The organism is Kitasatospora paranensis (assembly GCF_039544005.1).
Classification (GTDB): Bacteria; Actinomycetota; Actinomycetes; order Streptomycetales; family Streptomycetaceae; genus Kitasatospora; species Kitasatospora paranensis.
In genome coordinates, this window is the sequence record NZ_BAABKV010000001.1 from 2,464,705 (window position 1) to 2,482,032 (window position 17,328).

Sequence of the window (17,328 nt, forward strand, 5' to 3'; positions counted from 1 at the left end):
GTTCCCCGCGAACGGCGCGGCGGGCCCGTCTATGCTGCCCGGGTGAGCGCCGACCAGCCACGGGGAGCTTGGACATGACCGACAATCAGGACGTCTCGCTGGAGTGGATGTCCACCGACGAGGAGCCCGGCCCGCAGGTCGACCTGCGTCCGGAGATACCCCACCCCGCCCGGATGTACGACTACTACCTGGGCGGCAAGGACAACTTCCCGGCGGACCGCGAGGCCGCGGAGAAGGTGCTGGCGCTCAGCCCCCTGGTCCGGCTCAGCGCCCAGGCCAACCGGGCGTTCCTGCAGCGCGCCGTCCGGCACCTCGCCGAGCTCGGCGTCGACCGGTTCGTGGACATCGGCACCGGCATCCCGACCGTCGGCAACACCCACGAGACCGCGCAGCTCGTCCTGCCGGACGCCCGGGTCGCCTACCTGGACAACGACCCGATCGTGCTGGTGCACAGCCGGGCCCTGCTGGCCGGCGCGGGACGCGGCACGGTCACCGTCCGCCAGGCCGACCTGCGCGAGCCTGCGGCGATCCTGGCGGACCCGGTGGTCCGCGACCTGCTGGACGCCGGGCAGCCGGTCGCGCTGCTGCTCTTCGCGGTGCTGCACTTCATCGACGACGCGGACGACCCGTACGCGATCGTCCGGCAGCTGGTCGACGCGCTGCCCTCCGGCAGCTACCTCGCCCTCTCGCACGCCACCGGCGACTTCACCGACCCGGCGCAGGCCGCCAAGGGCCCGATGGTCTACCGCAGCGCCACGGCGCAGCTGAGCCTGCGCAGCAAGGAGCAGGTGCAGCGGTTCTTCGACGGCCTGGAGCTGCTGGAGCCCGGCCTGGTCACCGCACCGCAGTGGCGCCCGGAGCAGGCCCCGACGGCCGAGGACGCCGAGATCGCCATCTGGTCGGGCGTCGCCCGCAAGCCCTGACCGACCGTCGGCACAGGCTCCGGACCGCCCCTCGGCAGCCCGAGGACCAGGACACCGCCTCATGACCCCGAACCCGGACGCCTGGCCGGCGCTCGCCGCGCCGGCCGGGCGGCACGGCGATCGGCACGTCGACCTGCTCGTGGTCGAGGCGGACGGCCTCACCGGACCGGCGCTGTCGCTGTCCGTCGGGGCCACGCCGGACGACTACTGGGCGGCGGTCGGCTTCGACTCGGGCGCGGAAGTCCTGGAGTCGATCACCATCGCTGCTCGGACCGTCGCACTGACCGGTCCCTCCGGCCGTTGGGGCTGCCGGGGCGAACGGGACCCACGGTGCGCCGCAGAACGACCAGGCACCGCCGTGACGATCACCCGCAGGGCCGGATCGCGAGGGCCGCGGCAGCGACCGTGCCGAGGCGGGCGTGGGCCGGCTTCGTCCCGCGCTCGGTCCGGGCAGGAGCGGCTCGCCCGCGGTCCGTCCGGGCGGACTCAACGGGAGGGTTCGGCCGGGGACCGCATGCCGAGCCACTGCTCGGCGCCCCAGGCCTCGAACCGCTCCACCTCGGTGAAACCCAGCTTCACCGCGAGACGCATCGAGCCTTCGTTGGCGGTCTGGGTGGTGAGCACCACCGGCTCACCGGGAAGGGCGCCGGCGAGCCAGCCGAGTGCTGCCGCGCACGCCTCGGCGGCGTACCCGAATCCCCATGCCCGCGGCAGGAACAGGTAGCCGAGATCGGCCTTCCCCGCGGCGGCGGGGCGGCGGTGCCCGGTGGCCCTCCTGAGCAGGATCTGGCCGATCATCGACCCGTCGAGATCGACGACGAAGCTCCCGGGCCACCGCTCGGGCGCCCCGGGCAGCTCGCGCTCGAGCTCGTCGCGGGGACGGGGGCCGCCGAGGTAGGTGTGCACCTCCGGCGAGGCGAGCAGCTCGACGAAGGCCGCGCGGTCCCGGGTCTCGGACGCACGGAGCACGAGCCTCTCCGTCCTGATCGGCTCGGGCGGCCACCTCACGGATCCCAGATGTTCCATCCCCGCACGCTACCCGCCCACCGCACGGGACGTTCGACCCCGCCCGGGTCCGAACCGCGAACAGCCCTAACCGGCCTGACGTTCCTTGAGCTGCTGCCAGACCTCGTCGACCCGGGCGGCGAGGTCGGCGAGCGGGCCGCTGTTGTCGATGACGACGTCGGCGACGGCGAGGCGGTCCGTCCGGGTGGCCTGCGCGGCCATCCGGGCCCGCGCCTCGTCCTCGGTCATGCCGCGCAGCCGTACCAGCCGGTCGATCCGGACGTCGTCGGGCACGTCCACCACGATCACCAGCTCGTACAGACCCGCGAGGCCGTTCTCGGCGAGCAGCGGGACGTCGTGCACCACGATGTCGTCGGGGCCGGCGGCCGCTTCGAGTTCGGCGGAACGGGCCCGCACCAGCGGGTGGACGATCGCGTTGAGCGCAGCGAGCCGGCCGGGGTCGGCGAAGACCAGGGCGCCGAGCGCGGGGCGGTCGAGCGCACCGTCGGGCAGCAGGACCCCGGGGCCGAACTCGGCGGCCACGGCCCGCAGGCCGTCGGTGCCGGGGGCGACCACCTCACGGGCGATCAGGTCCGAGTCGACGATCACCGCGCCGTGGGCGGCGAGCCGCCGCGACACCTCGCTCTTGCCTGCGCCGATCCCGCCGGTCAGTCCGATCCTCAGCATGGCGTCAGGCTATCGCCCGGCGCGGACGCGCCCGGATCCGGCCCGGCACCGGCCCGGCACCGGGAACCGACGGTGAACATCGGGTGCCGGGGCGGCGAACTCTGCTGGGGCGGGCCGTCCGCAGTCCGGGCGGGGGTGTCCGGGCGGGTTAGGGTCTCGGACACGTCGATCCGTTCGACTCGCCGCATCCGTCGAGAGGAGCACTCCGTGTCCGCCCCCTGGCCCTGCGGGCCCCGCCGTGTCCTGGTCGTCGGTGTCGACGGCGTCCGCCTGGACCTGCTGCCCGAACTGCACACCCCGCACCTGGACGGGGTGGCCGGAGCCGGCTTCCTGGCCCGGGTGGAGGTCGACGAGGCGACACCCACCATGTCCGGCCCGTGCTGGGCGACGATCACCACCGGGGTGGGGGTGGCCAAGCACGGCGTGTTCGGCAACCATCTCGGCGGCAACCGGCTGGACGTCTTCCCGGACTTCACCACCCGGCTGGCGGCCGTGCACCGCCGGCGGACCTTCGCCGCGGGCGGCTGGGAGCCGCTGTTCCTGGCCCGCAGCGGCGGCCCGCTGTTCGCGGCGCCGGGACGGCTGTCCTACATCGCGCCGCTCGCGGACACTCCGGAGGCCTGGGAGGAGTGCGACGAGCGGGTCACCGCCGAGGCCGAGTACGTGCTCGGACGCAGCGACGACGACCCGCAGGCCTCGTTCGTCTACCTCGGGGCGGCCGACGAGACCGCGCACTTCCTGGGCTGCGGAGAGGAGTACCGGCGCTCGGTGGAGGCCGCCGACCGGCGGTTGGGCCGGCTGCTGGCGGCCGTCCGGGGCCGGGCCTCGTACCCGGACGAGGAGTGGACGGTCATCGTGGTGACCGACCACGGCCACGTCCCGGCGGGCGGCCACGGCGGGCGCAGCGAGCTGGAACGGACGGCGTGGATCGCCGCCTGCGGCCCGGGCATCGTGCCGGGCGGGCCGGTGCGCCCGCCGCACCACACGGATGTCGCCGCGCACGTGTACGCGGCGCTGGAGATCGTCCCGGATCCGCACTGGACCCTGGACGGACGGCCGTTCACGGCTGCGCCGGAGCCCGCCCCGGTGCCGGCGTCGGGTCCGGTCCCGGTGCCGGCGGGCTGAGGGAGCGGCAGAGGTCCGGCGCGGTCCGGCGGCGGACGGGCGCTCCGGCGGCGAGCGGTCAGCGGTGCAGCAGCAGCGCGACCTCGCGCCCCTCGACGTCGCGGCAGCCGGTGACCGAGAGCCCGTCCGGGTCGACGAGGAGCGCGAGGGCGGGCCCGTCGGCCGCCGACAGCCAGCCCTCCGCGAAGTCGTCGGGCAGGCCGACCGCTCCGCCTGCCGACACCCCGGCCCGCTCCGACCCGGCAGCCGGGTGCCCCGCCCGGCCTCGCTCCCCCGCACTGCTCGCCTCCCCCGCGCGGCTGCCCTCCCCGCCCGGGCGGCGGGCAGCGGTGAGAGCCCGCGCCAGGAGAGCGGCGGGCCCGCCGTCCGGGAACGCGTGGACCAGCAGGACGCCCGAGTCGGTGTCGAGCCGGTCACCGTCCTCGTCCGCCTCGACCGGGAGGGTCTCACCGTGGCGCAGCAGAGCCGCCACGACCTCCGTACGCTCGGCGTCGCCGCCCAGGACGAGGTAGGCCACCAGGCCGCGGGGGGCGGCGAGGACGTAGCCGCCACCGCCCAGCGGATCCCCGACGCTCAGGGATGCGCCGGACGGCACCGGCAGCTCCACCCGGCGCAGCGGCCACGGCGTGCCCGGGTCGAGGCCTGCGTCGAGCGCGGGCAGGGCGGCGAGCAGGTCGGGCAGGACGTCCACGGTCACTCCTCCGTAGGGTGTCCGACGAAGGACGGCGGGCGGGGGCGGCCGGTTCCTGACACCGCATCGGGGCGCGGCGGCCGTGCCGGGCCCCTGACGCGGCGCCACGTGACTGCCCGCCGGCACGGCGGCCCGCCGGGCAGGTCAGCCCAGGTCGATCTGCTCCCCCGCCTTGAGCTGGGTGAACGGCGTGCCGGTGCCGGGACCGCCCTCGCCGAGCAGCCGGCCGTGCACCATCTGGCCGACCTCGCTGAGCACCGCCTCGTGGATGCCGACCGCCCGCCCGGCACCTGCCTCCCGGGTGTAGTCGATCAGTTCGGACACCTTGGCCCAGGGGCCGGCGATGGGCAGCAGCAGGGTGTCGACCCGGTGCGGCGGCAGGGTGAGCGCGTCACCGGGGTGGAAGAGCCGGCCGTCGAGCAGGAAGCCGACGTTGCCGACCCGCGGAATGTCGGGGTGGATGACGGCGTGCCACTCGCCGTGGACGCTCACGTCGAGGCCGTCGATGTCGAACGCGTCGCCCTCGCCGACCACCCGGACGTGGGCGGCGATGCCCTCCAGCTGGTCGGCGACCGCCCGGTTGGTCCAGATCCGCAGACCCGGGTCGGCCTCGACGGCGGCGCGCAGCCGGTCCTCGGCGAAGTGGTCCATGTGCTCGTGGGTGATCAGGACGGCGCCCGCGCCCTGCAGCGCGTCGGCCTCGGTGAACAGGCCCGGGTCGATGACGACCGTGGTGTCCCCGTGCTCGATCCGGACGCAGGCGTGCCCAAGCTTTGTCAGTCGCATGGGGCAAACAATACAGCAAGACTGCACAGTTTCGCTGTATACCCGTCGGGTAGCATGGCCCCATGGACGACGCCGACCTCCAGCGAGCCGAGCACACCGCGCACGGCGCCCCGGACGCCGAGGGCCCGGACGCCGCAACCCTCGAACTCGCCGCCGAGCTCCGCAACGCCGTCGGCGAACTCGTCCGCGCACTGCGCCCCGGTGACGAACTGCCGCAGAACCAGGCGGCCGTCCTCGGCCGTCTCGTCCGCGAGGGCCCGCACACCACCAGCGAGCTCGCCGCCCTCCAGCGGGTCCGCCACCAGTCGATGGCCCGCACCGTCGCCCTGCTCACCGAGGCCGGACTCGTCGCCCAGCACCCGCACCCCACCGACGGCCGCAAGCTCGTCCTCACCGCCACACCGGACGGCACCGCCGCCCTGCACGCCCAGCGGGCCCGGCGCGAGGGCGAGATCGCCGCCGCCATCACCCGGCGGCTGACCCCCGACGAGCAGCGCCTGCTGCGCGAGGCCGTCCCACTGCTGCGCCGCCTGTCCTGACCCGGCCCGCGCCGCAGGCCGCACGCCACCCGCGCGGGCGAATCGCGGGCCGCCGCCGCTACCCGGGCCCGGGGCCGCGCGTTGGGCAGACCGCCCAGCACCGCCCGCCCGAAGGGACGCCCGCCATGAACCCCGTCCGCACCGCCCTCGTCCTCGCCGCCGTCTGCGGCCTGCTTCTCGCCGGCGCCGGCTCCGCCGCGGCCTGCGGTCCGCTGGACCTCGCGGCCGGCCTCGCGCCCGGCTTCGGCAACGCCTGCGTCAACCGCTGACGACGTCAGCCCCTGACGACGACGGGCTCCGGCGCCGACCGCTCGGCCGACTCCTCGGCCGACCGCTCCGCCGGCTGCTCGGCGCGCTGGCCCGGCAGGACGGGCTGCACGCCCAGCGGCGGCAGCGCCACGTGCTCGCTGAGGCCGATCCGCCGGTGCAGCCTGCGCAGCGGCGCCGGCGCCCACCAGTTGAACTCGCCGAACAGGCTCATCGCGGCCGGCACCAGCAGGCACCGCACCAACGTCGCGTCGACCGCGACGGCCACCGCCAGGGCGATGCCCATCTGCTTGACCATGAGCATCTGCCCGGCCGCGAACCCGGCGAAGACGATCACCATCAGCAGCGCCGCCGAGGTGATGATCTTTCCGCTGCGCTGGAGCCCGAGCTGCACCGACCGGGTGCAGCCGTGCCCCTGGTCGTACAGCTCCTTGATCCGCGACAGCAGGAAGACCTCGTAGTCCATCGACAGGCCGAACGCGAAGGCGAAGACCAGCACCGGGACGAAGGTCTCCAGGCCGCCCGACGGGGTGAAGCCGAGCAGCCCGCTGAAGTACCCGTGCTGGAACACCAGGGTCAGCGCGCCGAGCGAGGCGCCCAGCGACAGCACGTTCATCAGCAGCGCCTTGACCGGCATCACCACCGAGCCGGTCATCAGGAAGAGCAGCAGCAGCGTGCCGAAAGCGACCAGCCCGAGGGCCCACGGGCCCCTGGTCGCGATCTCGTGCTTGAAGTCCACCACGGACGCGGCGTCGCCGGTCACGTAGGTGGTGAGCCCGCCCCGGTGCTCGCGCAGCTCGGCGACCACCTGCCTGGCCTGCGCGCCCTGCGGATCACCCTTGACCAGCACGTCGACCGTGGACAGGTCGGCGCCCACCGGGGTGACCGAGCGGACCCCGCTCACCCCGGGCAGCTTGGCGATCACCTCGTCGGCGTACGCCTGGGCGGCCCGCTGGTTGCTCGCCACCACGACCGTGACCGGCGCCTGGGCCTGCTGGGGGAACCGCTGCTGCACCGTCTCGGCGACCTGCCGGGCCGCGAACGACTTGGGCAGCGCGTCCGCCCCCGAGGTCCGCGGGTGCGCGCCGAGGAAGGGCGCCCCGGCCGCGGTCAGCAGCGCGACACAGACCAACACCACCGGCACCGCGCGCTTCTGCACCCGGCGCACCGTCCGCGAGAAGAAGCCCTCGTCCGGCACCGGCTCGGTCGGCGCCTTGATCCGGTGCCCGACGAAGCCCAGCAGCGCCGGGACGAGGGTGAGGGCGGCCGCCACCGCGATCACCACCACACTGACCCCGGCCACCCCGACCGCGCGGAAGACCGGGCTGGTGAAGACGAACAGTCCGGACAGGGCCACCGCCACGGTCAGTCCGGAGAAGGCGACCGTCCGGCCCGCGGTGGCGGCGGTGCGCTCCACCGCCTGCGCGATGGTGGCACCGTGGCCGCGCTCCTCGCGGAACCGGTTGACCATCAGCAGCGCGTAGTCGATCGACAGGCCGAGGCCGAGCACCGTCGCGATCGGCAGCACGCTGGTGTCGATGTCCATGATCCGGCTGAAGCCGAACATCGCGAGCAGGGCGCCGCCCACCGAGGCGATCGCGCCGATCCCCGGCAGACCGGCCGCGGCCAGACCGCCGAACACCAGCACCATGACCACCAGGGTCAGCGGCAGCGTGACGATCTCCCCGAAGCGGGTGTCCTTCTCGGTCTGCTGCTTGACCTCCTGCTCCAGCACGAGGTCGCCGCCGACGGTCACGTGCGCCCCGGGCGCCTCGATGCCGGCCAGGCGGTCGGTGACGGCGGACAGCTGCGCCGGGGTCGAGCCGTCGGTCATCCGGACGGAGACCAGCCCCGCGTCGCCGTCGGCCGAGACCAGCGCGGAGCCGCCGTTCGTGTAGGGGTCGGCGACCGAGGCCACCCCGGGCAGCCGGGCGACGTCCGTCGCGGCCGCACTCACCGCGCTGCGCACGGCGGGGCCGTTCACCGGCGTCCCGTCCACCACCGCCGTCACGGTGCCCTTCACCGGGTCGGCGGCCTGCACCACGGCGGTGCCCTTCGCCGACTCGGAGGCGCCCGCGCCACCGCCGGCGACCGTCCCCTCGAAGACCCGGCCCCCGATCAGGACACCCGCGACCAGGACCAGGGCCCAGAAGCCGAGGACCCAGCGGCGGTGGCGGTGACACGCTCGACCGAGAGCTGCGAGCCGACCGCCGACCTCGGTGTCGGCGGCTGCGGTGGAGGGTTTGCGCATGAAGTGGCCTTTCGGGCAGTTCATCTCAATGTAGGCGCAAGCCCCCGAACCACCTAGAGACGGTCGATGAGCCTCATATCACAATTTCCGGCCCATAAAGACCACTTAAGCAAAAGAAGAACCCCCGCCCGGTTCCCCGGGCGGGGTTCTTCTCAGTGACTACGCGTCAGCTGCGATCAGCTCTGGCCGCCGGCCAGCTTCTCGCGGAGCGCGGCGAGCGCCTCGTCCGAAGCGAGAGCGCCGGAGCCCTCGTCGCTGCTGGAGGAGTACGACGAGCCGCCACCGCTGGAGACCGGGGCTTCCTCGCCGGCCTCGGCGGCAGCCGCCGCGTCGGCCTCACGGCTCTTGATGACCTGGGCCTGGTGCTGCTCGAAGCGGGCCTGGGCCTCGGCGTACTGCCGCTCCCACTCCTCACGCTGCTTCTCGAAGCCGGGCAGCCAGTCGTTCGCCTCGGGGTCGAAGCCCTCCGGGTAGATGTAGTTGCCCTGGTCGTCGTACGAGGCAGCCATGCCGTACAGGGTCGGGTCGAACTCGACCGACGCCGGGTCGGCACCGAGGGACTCGTTGGCCTGCTTCAGCGAGAGGCTGATGCGACGACGCTCGAGGTCGATGTCGATGACCTTGACGAAGATCTCGTCGCCGACCTGGACGACCTGCTCCGGGATCTCGACGTGGCGCTCGGCCAGCTCGGAGATGTGGACCAGACCCTCGATGCCCTCGTCCACGCGGACGAACGCACCGAACGGAACCAGCTTGGTGACCTTGCCGGGGACGACCTGGCCGATCTGGTGCGTCCGGGCGAACTGCTGCCACGGGTCCTCCTGGGTCGCCTTCAGCGACAGGGAGACGCGCTCGCGGTCCATGTCCACGTCGAGAACCTCGACGGTGACCTCCTGGCCGACCTCGACAACCTCGGACGGGTGGTCGATGTGCTTCCAGGACAGCTCGGAGACGTGCACGAGGCCGTCGACGCCACCCAGGTCCACGAAGGCACCGAAGTTGACGATCGAGGAGACGACGCCGGAGCGCACCTGGCCCTTCTGCAGGGTGGTGAGGAAGGTCTGGCGGACCTCGCTCTGGGTCTGCTCCAGCCAGGCACGGCGGGACAGGACCACGTTGTTGCGGTTCTTGTCCAGCTCGATGATCTTGGCCTCGAGCTCCTTGCCGACGTACGGCTGGAGGTCGCGGACGCGGCGCATCTCGACCAGGGAGGCCGGGAGGAAGCCGCGGAGGCCGATGTCGAGGATGAGACCACCCTTGACGACCTCGATGACGGTACCGGTGACGATCCCGTCCTCTTCCTTGATCTTCTCGATCGTGCCCCAAGCGCGCTCGTACTGCGCACGCTTCTTGGACAGGATCAGACGACCCTCCTTGTCCTCCTTCTGGAGAACCAGGGCCTCGATCTCGTCGCCGACCTTGACGACCTCGTGCGGGTCAACGTCGTGCTTGATCGAGAGCTCGCGGGAGGGGATGACACCCTCGGTCTTGTAACCGATGTCGAGGAGGACCTCGTCACGGTCGACCTTCACGATGATGCCCTCGACGATGTCGCCATCGTTGAAGTACTTGATGGTCTCGTCGATCGCCGCGAGGAACGCTTCCGCGTCGCCGATGTCGTTGACCGCGACCTGCGGGGTGGTGCTGACAGAGGTGTCGGTGGGGCTCGTCATTAGGAAAAGGGCTCCGGTGCGGACATGAAGTCGTAGGTACTGCCACGCGGAGGGCCCTGATCGCTCCCACCGAAGGCCGGACAGCCAAGAACACGGCACACCTCTCCCAAGGATCCAGGGGGTGTCCGTCTTGCGACCGTGGGGTCTTCGACAGATGCGAGCGCGACCTGCTCCGTCTGAGGCGCGCAGGCCCGCAGCGCAACTTGTAGCATACGGGGACAGCCGGGCACGGTCAACGCCGAACGCGGCGAGACCGGTAGAGGCCGGGATGGATCAGGCCATATCCTCCGATGGCGCACCTCACGGCGGCCATCGCAGGGGGTCTTCCCCGGATGCCACCGCCCCGACCCGACCCCTTGCAGGGCCGGTTCACGGCAGCGGCGCTTCCGCATCCGACACCCTACGCGACGGGCCCGACCAACGTGACCACCACCCCCGACCATTCGGCCGACGGATCCCGCCCGGAGGACCTCCCGGACGACGACCACGAGGACCTTCCCGAGGGCCTTCCGGAGGGCCTTCCGGAGGAGGACGACGACGATGCGATCCGCCGCCCGGCCGGCGTCGGCGAGTCCAGCCGAGCCAGCCGCCACTGGTGGGACCGCAACGCGGACGAGTACCAGGACGAGCACGGCGCCTTCCTCGGCGACGACCGCTTCGTCTGGTGCCCCGAGGGGCTGGACGAGGCCGACGCCCACCTGCTCGGCGAGCCCGGGACGCTCAAGGGGCTCGACGTGCTGGAGATCGGCGCCGGCGCCGCCCAGTGCTCGCGCTGGCTGACCGCACGGGGCGCCCGCCCCGTCGCGCTGGACATCTCCTTCCGGCAGCTGCAGCACTCCCGCCGGATCGACCTGTCCCGCGACGCCGCGCCCGTCGCCGTGGTGCAGGCCGACGCCGCCGTGCTGCCCTTCGCCGACAGCTCCTTCGACATCGCCTGCTCCGCGTACGGCGCGGTGCCGTTCTCCGCGGACACCGCCGCCCTCATGCGCGAGGTGCACCGGGTGCTGCGGCCCGGCGGCCGCTGGGCCTTCTCGGTGACCCACCCGATCCGCTGGGCCTTCCCCGACGAGCCCGGCCCCGAGGGCCTCACCGCCACCGCCTCCTACTTCGACCGCACCCCGTACGTCGAGCAGGACGAGCAGGGCCGGGCCAGCTACGTCGAGCACCACCGCACCCTCGGCGACCGGGTCCGCGAGCTGGCCGGCGCCGGGTTCCGGCTGCTCGACCTCGTCGAACCGGAGTGGCCCGAGGGGCACGAGCAGGAGTGGGGCGGCTGGTCCCCGCTGCGCGGGCGGCTCATCCCCGGCACCGCGGTCTTCGTCGCCGTCCGGGACTGAGCGGCATGCGCCCCGCCGGGCTCGAACTGCCCGTCCGCACCGCCGTCCCCGCCCTGCACCGGGCCCTGGCCTCCAGCGGCGCGGCCGTGCTCGCGGCGCCGCCCGGCACCGGCAAGACCACCCTGGTGCCGCTCGCCCTGGCCGGGCTCGCCGAGCCCCTCGACGGGCCGCCCCGGCGGGTCCTGGTCGCCGAGCCGCGCCGGCTCGCCGTCCGCGCCGCCGCCCGGCGGATGGCCTGGCTGCTCGGCGAACAGGTCGGCAGCCGGGTCGGCCTCACCGTGCGCGGCGAGCGCCGGGTCGGCCCGGACACCGTGGTGGAGGTGGTGACCACCGGCGTCCTGCTGCAGCGCCTCCAGCGCGACCCGGAGCTGCCCGGGGTCGACACGGTGATCCTCGACGAGTGCCACGAACGGCACCTGGACGCCGACACCGCGCTCGCCTTCCTGCTCGACGTCCGCGCCGCGCTCCGGCCCGAACTGCAGCTCGTCTGCGCCTCGGCGACCTCCGACACCGCGGCCTGGGCCGAGCTGCTCGGCGGCGCCCCGGTCGTCGAGGCGCACGGCGTGTCGCACCCCGTCGAGACGGTCTGGGCGCCGCCGCCGCGCACCGTCCGCCCGCCGCAGGGCACCCGCACCGACCCGGTACTGCTGGAGCACGTGGCGGCGACCGTCCGCCGGGCCCTGACCGAACGCGACGGCGACGTGCTCTGCTTCCTGCCCGGCGTCGGCGAGATCGCCCGGGTCGCCGGCCTGCTCGCCGTCGACGCCGAGGTGCTCCAGCTGCACGGCCGGGCGCCCCAGGCCGTGCAGGACGCGGCGCTCGCCGCGGGCGGCCGGCGCCGCGTCGTGCTCGCCACCTCGGTCGCCGAGTCCTCGCTGACCGTGCCCGGCGTCCGGGTGGTCGTCGACTCCGGGCTGGCCCGCGAACCGCGCACCGACCACGCCCGCGGCCTCGCCGGGCTGGTCACCGTACGGGTCTCGCTGGCCGCCGCCCGGCAGCGCGCCGGACGGGCCGGACGCGAGGCGCCGGGCACCGTCTACCGCTGCTGGGCCGAGGTCGAGGACGCCCGGGCGCAGCCCTTCCCGACCCCGGAGATCGCGCTGGCCGACCTCACCTCCTTCGCCCTGCAGGCGGCCTGCTGGGGCGACCCGGACGCCGGGACGCTCGCCCTGCCGGACCGGCCGCCGGGCGGGGCGATGGCCGCCGCCCGGCAGACCCTCGGCGCGCTGGGCGCGGTCGACCCGGACGGCCGGGCCACCGACCGGGGCCGGCGGATCGTCCGGACGGGCCTGCACCCGCGCCTGGCCCGGGCCCTGCTGGACGGCGCCGCCCCGGCCGGCTCCCGGCGCGCGGCCGAACTGGTCGCGCTGCTCTCCGAGGAGCCGCCGCGCGCCCTCGGCGACGACCTGCTCGCCGTGTGGCGCACCGTCCGGGACGGGTCGAGCGACCCGTACGCCCGGCGCTGGCGGGAGGAGGTGCGGCGGCTCGACGACGGTGGCGGCGGGCGGACGGCGTTGTCCGACGAGGCGGCGGCCGGGCTGGTGGTGGCCCTCGCCCACCCGGAGCGGATCGCCCGCGCGCGGGGCGCCGACGGCCCCTACCTGATGGCCTCCGGTACCGCCGCCGAGCTCGGCCCCGGCTCCCGGCTGGGCGGCGCCGAGTGGCTGGCGGTGGCCGTCGCGGACCGGCCGGCGGGCTCGCACTCGGCCCGGGTACTGCGGGCCGTGGCACTGGACGAGGCGACGGCGCGACGGGCCGGGGCGGCGCTGGTCACCGAGCAGGACGAGGTGTACTGGTCGGTGCGCCGCGGCGAGATCGTCGCGCGGCGGGTCGCCCGGCTCGGCGCGGTCGAGCTGACCGAGCAGCCGCTGGCGCGGCCCGCGCCGGCGCTGGTGCGGGCGGCCCTGCTGGACGGTCTGGGCCGGGAGGGGGTCGGCACGCTGCTGTCCTGGCCGGCCGCGGCGGCCGGCCTGCGGGAGCGGCTCGCCTTCCTGCACCGCGCGATCGGCGCGCCCTGGCCGAACGTCTCCGACGCCGCGCTGCTGGCCGCCGCCGACGACTGGCTGGAGCCGGAGCTGTCCCGGGCGCGGCGGCGCGCCGACCTGGCGCGGATCGACACGGCCGCCGCGCTGCAGCGGCTGCTGCCGTGGGCGGGCGGCGAGGCGGGCCGGCTGGACGAGCTCGCCCCCGAGCGGATCGCCGTGCCGAGCGGATCGCGGATCCGGGTGGACTACAGCGGGGAGCGTCCGGTGCTGGCCGCCAAGCTCCAGGAGCTGTTCGGCTGGCAGGCCGCGCCGGCGCTGGCCGGCGGCCGGGCGCCGCTGACCGTGCACCTGCTCTCCCCCGCGGGGCGGCCCGCGGCCGTCACGGGCGACCTCGCCTCGTTCTGGCGCGAGGGGTACCGGGCCGTCCGCGCGGAGCTGCGCGGACGCTACCCGCGCCACCCGTGGCCGGAGGACCCGGCCGGCGCCGAGCCGACCCGCCGGACGAACCCCCGGCGGTGACCGGCCCCGGCGGTCCACTGTCCGTCGGCCCGCCGCCCGTCGGTCGGCCGCCGGTCAGAGGGCCGCCGGGGGCCGCCAGGGCTCGAACCACGGGTCGGGCCACTGCTCCGCCGCGGCCAGGAGCGGGTAGAGCGTGGCGCCGTCGATGGTCTCGCGGATGACGTCGGCGTGGCCGCCGTGCCGGGCGGTCTCCTCGATCAGGTGCAGCAGGACCCAGCGCACCGACCACTCCTCGACGTCGGCGGGGAACCACGGCAGGCCCCGGGGGACGGGCACCGGCTGCCCGAGGTCGGCGATGCCGTGCACGACGGCGTCGGTCTCGGCCGCGGCCCGCGCGTAGTCCTCCAGCACCCCGGCGAGGGTCTCGCCGGGGCCCAGGACGAAGTCGGAGGCGTCGTCCTCGTCGGCCGTCCGCTCGGGACCGCGGGTCCGCTGCAGCACGAGGTCCATCCAGCCGCGCTCGCAGCGCGCGGCGTGCTTGAGCAGGCCGGCGATGGTCAGCTCGCTGGTGGAGGGCGCCGACCGGGCCTGTGCGTCGGTGAGGCCGTGGGCGGTGACCCGCAGGCCCTGCCGCTGGTGGGCGAGGTAGGCGAGCAGTGCGTGGCGCTCGTCGGTGACGGGCGGGGCGTGTCCGGGCATGCGGGGCGCCTTTCGGGGGCGGGGTGGGTGGCCGCAGGGCGGCGCGCACGCCCGCGGGTCGACCCTCCCGCCCGGCGGCGACCGGGGTCAAGGGAGATCGAAAACAAATTCGGAAAGTTGCTGCAAGATCCTTCACTCGAATGGGCCGCGACACGGCAGCGGCGGGCCCGCCCCGAGGGGCGGGCCCGCCGTCGGGAATCCGGCCGGCGCGGGTCAGTGCGCCGCGGCCTCCCAGTTCGCCCCGTCGCCGACGGAGACGTCGAGCGGGGCGCGCAGCGGGTAGGCGCCGGCCATCTGCGCGCGGACGAGCGCCTCGACCTGCTCGCGCTCGCCGGGGGCGACCTCCAGCACGATTTCGTCGTGCACCTGGAGGAGCATCCGGGAGCCCAGGCCGGCCTCGGTCAGGGCCCGGTCGACGTGCAGCATGGCGATCTTGACGATGTCGGCGGCCGACCCCTGGATGGGGGCGTTGAGCGCCATCCGCTCGGCCATCTCGCGGCGCTGCCGGTTGTCGCTGGTGAGGTCGGGCAGGTAGCGGCGGCGGCCGAGCAGCGTCTCGGTGTACCCGACCGCGCGGGCCTCCTCGACGACGTTGTGCAGGTAGTCCCGGACGCCGCCGAACCGCTCGAAGTAGGTGTCCATCAGGCCCTGCGCCTCGGCCGGGCGGATGCCGAGCTGCTGGGAGAGCCCGTAGGCGGACAGGCCGTAGGCGAGTCCGTAGGACATCGCCTTGATCTTGCGGCGCATCTCCGCGTCGACGGCGCCGCGGTCGACCTCGAAGACCTGGGAGGCGACGGTGGTGTGCAGGTCCTCGCCGGAGGCGAAGGCCTCCAGCAGGGCCTCGTCCTCGGACAGGTGCGCCATGATCCGCAGTTCGATCTGCGAGTAGTCGGCGGTGAGCAGCGACTCGTACCCCTGGCCGACGACGAAGGCGCGCCGGATGGCGCGGCCCTCCTCGGTGCGGACGGGGATGTTCTGCAGGTTCGGGTCCTGCGAGGAGAGTCGGCCGGTCGCGGCGACCATCTGGTTGAAGGTGGTGTGGATGCGGCCCTGCGGCGAGACGGTCTTGAGCAGGCCCTCGACGGTGGTGCGGAGCTTGGCCTGGTCGCGGTGGCGGAGCAGGATGACCGGCAGCTCGTTGGTGGTCTGGCCGGCGAGCCAGGTGAGGGCGTCGGCGTCCGTGGTGTACCCGGTCTTGATCTTCTTCGTCTTGGGCAGGCCGAGCTCGCCGAAGAGGATCTCCTGGAGCTGCTTTGGCGAGCCCAGGTTGAAGGGGTGGCCGGCCGCGGCGTGCGCCTCCTCGACGCAGCGCTGGATCTCGACCGCGAACTGCGCCTCCAGGCCGGTGAGCCACTCGCGGTCGGCGGCGATGCCGTAGCGCTCCATCCGGGCGAGCAGCTCGGCGATCGGCAGCTCCATGTCGTGGAACAGGCCGGCGGCGCCGACCTCGGCGAGGCGGGCGTCGAACAGCTCGGCGAGGTCGAGGACGGCGCGGGCCTGCACCATCAGGGCGCGGGCCCCGGCGAGGGTGTCCTCCTCGGGGGCGTCGAAGGAGAGCTGGCCGGTCTCGGCCGTGGCGGCGGGGGCGAGCGAGCGGGCCAGGTACTCCTCGGCGAGGACGTCGAGGGTGAAGGTGCGCCGGCCGGGCTTCTCCAGGTAGGCGGCGAGCGCCGTGTCGGCGGTGACGCCCTCGATCCGCCAGCCCTGCTCGGCGAAGGCCCGCATCACGTGCTTGGCGATGTGCAGGGCCTTGGGGTGCGCCGGGTCGGCCAGCCAGGCGGTGAACGCCTGGTCGTCGGCCTGGTCGAGCCCGGCCGGGTCGAACCAGGCGGCGGCCTCCCCGGCGGTCAGCGCGACCTCCTGGACGCGGCCGGTGCCCAGCGCCCACTCGTAGACGGCGGTCACGGCGACCCGGCCGCGGCCGTGCTCGGCGAGCCAGGCGGTGAGGGCGCCGGGCCCGGTGAGGATGTCGCCGTCGACCTCGGGCCCGGCCTCGGTCTGCACGGCCTCGGTCTCGGCGCCGCCCGCCGGGTCCATGCCGTAGACCCGCTCGCGGAAGTTGGGGTTGCGGAACTCCAGCGCCTCCAGGATCCGGCCGACCGACTCCTTGTCGAACGCCGTGCGGGCCAGCTCGGCGACGCCGAGCGGGAGTTCGACGTCGCGCACCAGCTCGGTGAGGACGCGGTTGCGCTTGACGGAGTCGAGGTGCTCGCGGAGCTTCTCGCCGATCTTGCCCTTGACCTCGTCGGCGCGGGAGACCAGCTCGTCGAAGGAGCCGAACTGGTTGACCCACTTCGCCGCGGTCTTCTCGCCGACGCCTGGGATGCCGGGCAGGTTGTCGGACGGGTCGCCGCGCAGGGCGGCGAGGTCCGGGTACTGGGCGGGGGTGACGCCGTACTTCTCGGCGACCTTCTCCGGGGTGTAGCGGGTGAGCTCGGAGACGCCCTTGGTGGGGTAGAGGACGGTGACCTGCTCGCCGACCAGCTGGAGGAGTCCCGGTCGCCGGTGACGATCTGCACCTCGAAGCCGTCGGCGGCGGCCGCCGTGGCGAGGGTGGCGATGATGTCGTCGGCCTCGAAGCCCTCGGCGGTGATCCGCGGGATGTGCATGGCGTCGAGCAGCTCGCCGATCAGCCCGATCTGGCTGCGGAACTCGTCGGGGGTCTTGGCCCGGTTGGCCTTGTAGTCGGGGAACTCGGCGGAGCGGAAGGTCTGCCGGGACAGGTCGAAGGCGACCGCGAGGTGGGTGGGCGCCTCGTCGCGGACGGTGTTGGCGAGCATCGACGCGAAGCCGTACACCGCATTGGTCGGCTGGCCGGTGGTGGTGTTGAAGTTCTCCACCGGGAGTGCGTAGAAGGCCCGGTAGGCCATCGAATGCCCGTCGAGCAGCATCAGGCGTCGC

13 protein-coding genes and 1 pseudogene are annotated in these 17,328 nt (G+C 74.4%); 6 read left to right on the forward strand and 8 right to left on the reverse strand.

Features of this window, described 5'->3' with window-relative positions:
• Window positions 1-74 precede the first annotated feature (74 nt).
• A complete protein-coding gene (locus ABEB13_RS12155) occupies window positions 75-923 on the forward strand; it encodes an SAM-dependent methyltransferase (RefSeq protein ID WP_345705521.1) in 849 nt (282 codons plus the stop codon).
• A gap of 486 nt (window positions 924-1,409) precedes the next feature.
• On the opposite strand, the gene ABEB13_RS12160 is transcribed toward ABEB13_RS12155, so the two are convergent.
• Both ABEB13_RS12160 and coaE read right to left on the reverse strand, forming a co-directional pair.
• Complete coding sequence (locus ABEB13_RS12160) at window positions 1,410-1,949, reverse strand: GNAT family N-acetyltransferase (RefSeq protein WP_345705522.1); 540 nt, start codon at window positions 1,947-1,949, stop codon at window positions 1,410-1,412.
• Window positions 1,950-2,015: 66 nt separating this feature from the next.
• Window positions 2,016-2,615 carry a dephospho-CoA kinase gene (gene coaE, locus ABEB13_RS12165; RefSeq protein ID WP_345705523.1) on the reverse strand — a complete coding sequence of 200 codons (600 nt, stop codon included), beginning with the start codon at window positions 2,613-2,615 and terminating at the stop codon, window positions 2,016-2,018.
• Between the two features lie 207 nt (window positions 2,616-2,822).
• Here coaE and ABEB13_RS12170 point away from each other — a divergent pair, with 207 nt between their 5' ends.
• Window positions 2,823-3,740 carry an alkaline phosphatase family protein gene (locus ABEB13_RS12170; RefSeq protein ID WP_345705524.1) on the forward strand — a complete coding sequence of 306 codons (918 nt, stop codon included), beginning with the start codon at window positions 2,823-2,825 and terminating at the stop codon, window positions 3,738-3,740.
• A 58-nt stretch (window positions 3,741-3,798) separates the two neighbouring features.
• Here the strand turns inward: ABEB13_RS12170 and ABEB13_RS12175 are convergent, their stop codons facing one another.
• Window positions 3,799-4,431, reverse strand: coding sequence for a hypothetical protein (locus ABEB13_RS12175; RefSeq protein WP_345705525.1), 633 nt, complete (start codon window positions 4,429-4,431; stop codon window positions 3,799-3,801).
• Between the two features lie 144 nt (window positions 4,432-4,575).
• Window positions 4,576-5,217 (reverse strand): MBL fold metallo-hydrolase, encoded by a 642-nt coding sequence (locus ABEB13_RS12180; RefSeq protein ID WP_345705526.1) that lies wholly within the window; start codon window positions 5,215-5,217, stop codon window positions 4,576-4,578.
• Window positions 5,218-5,279: 62 nt separating this feature from the next.
• Between ABEB13_RS12180 and ABEB13_RS12185 the strand changes: the two genes are divergently transcribed.
• Both ABEB13_RS12185 and ABEB13_RS12190 read left to right on the forward strand, forming a co-directional pair.
• Window positions 5,280-5,756, forward strand: a complete 477-nt coding sequence (locus ABEB13_RS12185) for a MarR family winged helix-turn-helix transcriptional regulator (protein ID WP_345705527.1) — start codon at window positions 5,280-5,282, stop codon at window positions 5,754-5,756.
• A 125-nt stretch (window positions 5,757-5,881) separates the two neighbouring features.
• Window positions 5,882-6,025, forward strand: coding sequence for a hypothetical protein (locus ABEB13_RS12190; protein ID WP_157818891.1), 144 nt, complete (start codon window positions 5,882-5,884; stop codon window positions 6,023-6,025).
• A 5-nt stretch (window positions 6,026-6,030) separates the two neighbouring features.
• Here ABEB13_RS12190 and ABEB13_RS12195 read toward each other — a convergent pair whose 3' ends face one another.
• Window positions 6,031-8,274 carry an MMPL family transporter gene (locus ABEB13_RS12195; protein WP_345705528.1) on the reverse strand — a complete coding sequence of 748 codons (2,244 nt, stop codon included), beginning with the start codon at window positions 8,272-8,274 and terminating at the stop codon, window positions 6,031-6,033.
• A 176-nt stretch (window positions 8,275-8,450) separates the two neighbouring features.
• Entirely contained in the window at window positions 8,451-9,947 is a 1,497-nt protein-coding gene (gene rpsA / locus ABEB13_RS12200; RefSeq protein ID WP_345705529.1) for a 30S ribosomal protein S1, read from the reverse strand.
• Between the two features lie 422 nt (window positions 9,948-10,369).
• Here rpsA and ABEB13_RS12205 point away from each other — a divergent pair, with 422 nt between their 5' ends.
• Window positions 10,370-11,284, forward strand: coding sequence for a class I SAM-dependent methyltransferase (locus ABEB13_RS12205; protein WP_380232176.1), 915 nt, complete (start codon window positions 10,370-10,372; stop codon window positions 11,282-11,284).
• Window positions 11,285-11,289: 5 nt separating this feature from the next.
• Window positions 11,290-13,788: an ATP-dependent helicase HrpB gene (gene hrpB / locus ABEB13_RS12210; RefSeq protein ID WP_345705530.1), complete on the forward strand. Its 2,499-nt coding sequence runs from the start codon at window positions 11,290-11,292 to the stop codon at window positions 13,786-13,788.
• Between the two features lie 54 nt (window positions 13,789-13,842).
• Here hrpB and ABEB13_RS12215 read toward each other — a convergent pair whose 3' ends face one another.
• The gene (locus ABEB13_RS12215; protein ID WP_345705531.1) at window positions 13,843-14,427 is read right to left on the reverse strand and encodes a DinB family protein; all 585 of its coding nucleotides are present in this window, start codon (window positions 14,425-14,427) and stop codon (window positions 13,843-13,845) included.
• 213 nt (window positions 14,428-14,640) lie between these two features.
• Window positions 14,641-17,318, reverse strand: a pseudogene (gene polA, locus ABEB13_RS12220) (DNA polymerase I).
• Window positions 17,319-17,328 lie beyond the last annotated feature (10 nt).